This window comes from Klebsiella sp. MS 92-3, assembly GCF_000195655.1.
Classification (GTDB): domain Bacteria; phylum Pseudomonadota; class Gammaproteobacteria; order Enterobacterales; family Enterobacteriaceae; genus Klebsiella; species Klebsiella pneumoniae.
The window spans coordinates 62504-67137 of the sequence record NZ_GL882855.1; the positions used below are offsets into that span (position 1 = coordinate 62504).

The window sequence follows — 4634 nt, forward strand, 5'->3', positions numbered from 1 at the left end:
GGGAGCTGACCCACACCAGCTGTTTGTCGGCGATCCCCAGTCGTTGCGCATCCGCGGGATTCATCTGCACCCGTCCCGGCTCGTCGGCCAGCGACTGCAGCGCGGCGCAGTTGCCGGTCATCGAGCGGCAGGAATAATGTCCGACTTCCCGCACGGTGCACAGCACCAGCGGCCACTCGTCATCCGGGCGCTCCGCCGGCGCGCGCCAGGCGGTGGCGAACAGTTGCCCTTTACCCGAGGGGGTGTCGAAGCGGTTGTCTTTATACAGCCACGGCGTGCCGGGATGATCGAGGGTTGGGCACGGCCACTGGACATGGCTCATATCGCCCATTTTCTCCCAGGTCACGCCGTAAAACAGCGGGCAGAGTTCGCGCATCTCGTCCCAGATCTGCTGGTTGTTCTCATAGTGCATCGGATAGCCCATTTCGCTGGCCAGCAGGCTAATGATCTCCCAGTCGCGCTTCACATTCCCCGCCGGAGGGATCGCCTGTTCAAACCGCTGGAACCCGCGGTCGGCGCAGGTGAAGACGCCGCCGTGCTCGCCCCAGGAGGTGGCCGGCAGCAGGACATCGGCCATTTCCGCTGTTTTGGTCATGAAGATGTCCTGCACGACCACGAAGTCCAGCGCCTCGATGCCTTTGCGCACCAGGCCGAGGTCGGCTTCGGTCTGCAGCGGATCTTCGCCCATGATGTAATAGGCTTTGATCTCGCCGGTCAGCGCTTTATGCGGCACCTCGGTGATGCGAGTGCCGACCTGGTCGTCCATCAGCGCCGGGTCGATGCCCCAGGCGGCGGCGAATTTCGCCCGCACGGCGGGGTCGGTGACCTCCTGATAGCCGGGGAACAGGTTCGGCAGCACGCCCATATCGCAGGCGCCCTGTACGTTGTTTTGCCCGCGGACCGGCCCCACGCCGACGTTGGGCCGTCCCAGGTTGCCGGTGAGCAGCGCCAGGCTTGCCAGGCCGCGCACCACGTCCACCGCCTGGCCAAACTGGGTGACCCCCATGCCCCACATAATGGTGGCGGATGGGGCGGCGGCGAACATGCGCATCGCCTCCCGGATTTCCCGCGCGCTGACCCCGACAATCCCTTCCACCGCTTCCGGGGCGTAATCCTTCACCGCCTCGCGGTAAGCATCCAGCCCTTCGGTATAGCGTTCGACATAGGTTTTGTTGTACAGCTCCTCCTCCAGCAGCACATAGCCGAAGGCATTTACCAGCGCCATGTTGCTGCCGTTGTTGAGCTGCAGATGACGATCGGCAATGCGCGCGGTTTCGATGCGCCGCGGATCGCAGACGATGATTTTGGCGCCGTTGTCCCGGGCCTTGATTACCCGGCGGGCGACGATGGGATGGGAGTCGGCGCAGTTGTAGCCAAAAACCAGCAGGCACTTCGAGTTTTCGATGTCGCTAATCGAGTTGCTCATCGCCCCGTTGCCCAGCGCCTGCTGTAGCCCGGCGACGGAGGGGCCGTGGCAGACGCGGGCGCAGCAGTCGACGTTATTGGTGTTCAGCACCGCGCGGGCGAACTTTTGCATCACATAGTTGGTTTCGTTGCCGGTGCCGCGCGAGGAGCCGGTGGTCATGATGGCGCGCGGGCCATGCTTCTCTTTGATCTCCCTGAGCTTGCTGGCGGTATAGCGAATCGCCTCCTGCCAGCTGACCGGCGTGAAGGCGCCGCCTTTCTGGTAGCGGATCATCGGTTGTTTAAGACGGGGCGTCAGGAGCTGCGTATCGTTAAGAAAATCCCAGCCGTAGTAGCCTTTCAGGCACAGCTGGTTCTGGTTGGTGACGCCGTCGGCGGCCTCCGCGCGAATGATTTTATTGTTGTCGACAACCAGTTTAAGTTTGCAACCCGCCCCGCAGTAGGGGCACACGCTCGTGATTTTTTTCATCAGTAACAGACCTGTTAACAGTGAACTGAGGATCGCTGTCGCGCCGGGCCCGACGGGCAACGATCGCGGTATCGCCTGGTGGTGATGCAGACGCAGGCCTGTTGCGCTATGCAGGTCTTGTGCCAGAATTTAAGCTCTTGATCTGTATTGAAAAATGAAAAGAGATTGATGACGGGAGCATGATCTCGTCACTAATGACGATGACGCAGAGCGCCGACGTCAGACGCTCTGCGGGGTAACACGTGGCTAGGCGAGAGGGCGGCAGCGGTCGAAGTGCGATTCGCTCAGGCCGACGTCGCGCGCGGCGGCGCAGATAGCCTGCCAGCTGCCGGCATCCAGTGGGATCCCCTGCGCCAGCCGCGCTTCGCGGTTGGCGGCCTCCCATTCGCCGGGCGCCAGCACCGGGGCATCGGCATCGTGCGGCGACTGCTTACACCATGCGATAAAGGCCTCCGTCTGTGCCTGGCTGTCCGGGGCATCGAACGCGTCCGGGCGCAGGATCACCGTGGTCATGCAGTTAAAGATGGCGTCGACGCTGGTCTGCAGGCTCTCCTGATGGGTGGTTTGCCCGCCGGAGAGCGCGCCGCCGAGCACTTCGCACAGCGTCGCCAGGGCATAGCCTTTGTGCTGGGCGAAGGTGAGCAGGGCGCCCAGCGGCGAGGTCTGCATCACCGCCGGGTCGGTGGTGGGTCGACCCTCGGCGTCAATCAGGCAGCCGGGGGCCACGGCTTCGCCTTTATGCCAGGCGACGCGGGTTTTACCAAAGGCGATGGCGCTGGTGGCGTAGTCCAGCAGCAGCGGCGGATGGCCCGCGCGGGGAAACACCACGCACAGCGGGTTGGTGCCGAAGCGGCTGTCCTTCCCGCGGAACGGGGCGACCATCGGGTCGCCGATGACGCTGACGAAGTGAATGGAGATCAGCCCGGCGGCGGCGCACTGTTCGGCCCAGTAGCCGATGCGTCCGACGTGATGCGCATTGCGCAGGGCGATAGCCGCCATACCATGCTGCTTCGCCTTTTCAATGCCTAACTGCATCGCTTCGTGGGCGACCACCTGGCCGAAGCCGGCGTTGCCGTCGAGGGTGACCACGGCGCCGGCGTCTTTGGTCACCGTGGCGTGGCGGTTGAGCTGCAGAAAACCACCGGCGTGGGATTTGACGTAGCTGGGGATCATCCCGACGCCGTGGGAGTCATGCCCGGCAAGATTGGCGGCGATCAGATGGTCCGCGACGAGGGTGGCTTCCCCTGGGGTACTGCCGAGATGGGTAAACAGTGAGACGACAAACTGATGCAGATCCGTCGCCAGAAAGCGGTGTCCTGTAGGCACTGATTCTCTCCTGTAGTCTGTTGTTATTTTGTTATGTTTGCCGTTTTATGCTGCGCCGCCCGGCGCAGAAGGTCAAGGGCGGCGTCTCCCGGCGACATGCCGCTGCGCCAGCGCCTGCGCATACGACAGACGATAAAAAACCGGGCCGGGATCGCGTTTTAATTAACGCCATAAACACCACATTTTTAAATTCTGCCAGTGTCACAAAAGCCAGAAAAAAGCCATGCCCGTCGTTGCAAGGGGAGCTGATACCACTATATGTTAAATTTGTGTTTATTAATTGATGATTAAAGGTTGGTATCATGTATAAGAAAATAAGTGGTTTAGTGGTTTCACTGACGGCCGTTTTCGCCTGTGCCGCCTGGGCGGAGGTGCCTGCGGGCTATCCCGCGGATTATCAAAAAACGATTGATGCCGCCGTAAAAGAGGGCAAGGTGGTGATCTATTCCACGACCGACACCAAAGCGGCCGGGCCGTTAATTAAGGGATTTGAAGCGCAATACCCGGGCGTCAAAGTCGAATATAACGACATGAACAGTACCGAGCTGTATAACCGCTATATCAGCGAACAGGCCGCCGGGGGCGGCAGCGGGGATGTGGTGTGGAGCTCATCGATGGATACCGCGCTGAAATTAGCCACCGAATACGCCGAACAATATGCCTCGCCGGAGGTGAAGCAATTACCCGACTGGGCGGTCTGGCAGCAAAAAGCCTATGGCACTACCTATGAGCCGGTGGTGTTTATCTATAACAAACGGCTGATCCCGCAGAATGAGGTACCGGATTCGCATACCGCGCTGGCAAAACTTATCGCCAGCCAGGCCGATAAATTTAAAGGCAAAGTCACCACCTACGATATCGAAAAATCGGGCCTCGGCTTTATGCTGGCGGTACAGGACAGCCAGGCCGACGCGAACTATTTTGCCGACCTGGCGAATATCGCCAAAGGCGGCCTGACGGTGCAGTCTTCCACCGGCACAATGATGGAGCGCGTCTCCTCCGGCGAAAACCTGATCGGCTATAACATTCTTGGCTCTTATGCCGAAGCGCGGGCGAAAAACGATCCCTCTTTAGGTATTGCCTATCCGAAAGATTACGTGCTGGTGCTCTCCCGCGTCTCGTTTATTAGCCAGGAGAGCGAACATCCCAATGCGGCGAAATTGTGGCTGGATTATGTCCTGTCGGAAAAAGGCCAGCAGATCCTCGCCAGCCAGGCGGATATTCCCTCTATTCGTCGCGATATTGCAGGTAAAAATGATATCGACGGCATGACCGCGCTGCTGGGCAAAGCGTTAAAACCGATCCCGGTCAACGAAACGCTGCTCGATTATTTACAGCCGCAAAAACGTCTGCAGTTTATTAAACAATGGCGCAGCGCCGCCGCGAAATAATCCTCCCCTGGGGGGGCGCCCCC

The 4634-nt window shown here is 60.3% G+C and carries 3 protein-coding genes; 1 reads left to right on the top strand and 2 read right to left on the bottom strand.

Annotated elements, in window-relative coordinates; genetic code table 11:
- Both fdhF and HMPREF9538_RS04265 read right to left on the bottom strand, forming a co-directional pair.
- Positions 1 to 1894, bottom strand: a 1894-nt coding sequence (gene fdhF, locus HMPREF9538_RS04270; protein ID WP_009486111.1) for a formate dehydrogenase subunit alpha, incomplete at its 3' end; no start/stop codon positions are given.
- Between the two features lie 246 nt (positions 1895 to 2140).
- The gene (locus tag HMPREF9538_RS04265; protein WP_004148647.1) at positions 2141 to 3220 is read right to left on the bottom strand and encodes a malate/lactate/ureidoglycolate dehydrogenase; all 1080 of its coding nucleotides are present in this window, start codon (positions 3218 to 3220) and stop codon (positions 2141 to 2143) included.
- A 302-nt stretch (positions 3221 to 3522) separates the two neighbouring features.
- Between HMPREF9538_RS04265 and HMPREF9538_RS04260 the strand changes: the two genes are divergently transcribed.
- Positions 3523 to 4611 (top strand): ABC transporter substrate-binding protein, encoded by a 1089-nt coding sequence (locus HMPREF9538_RS04260; protein ID WP_002908297.1) that lies wholly within the window; start codon positions 3523 to 3525, stop codon positions 4609 to 4611.
- The last annotated feature ends 23 nt before the right edge of the window (positions 4612 to 4634 follow it).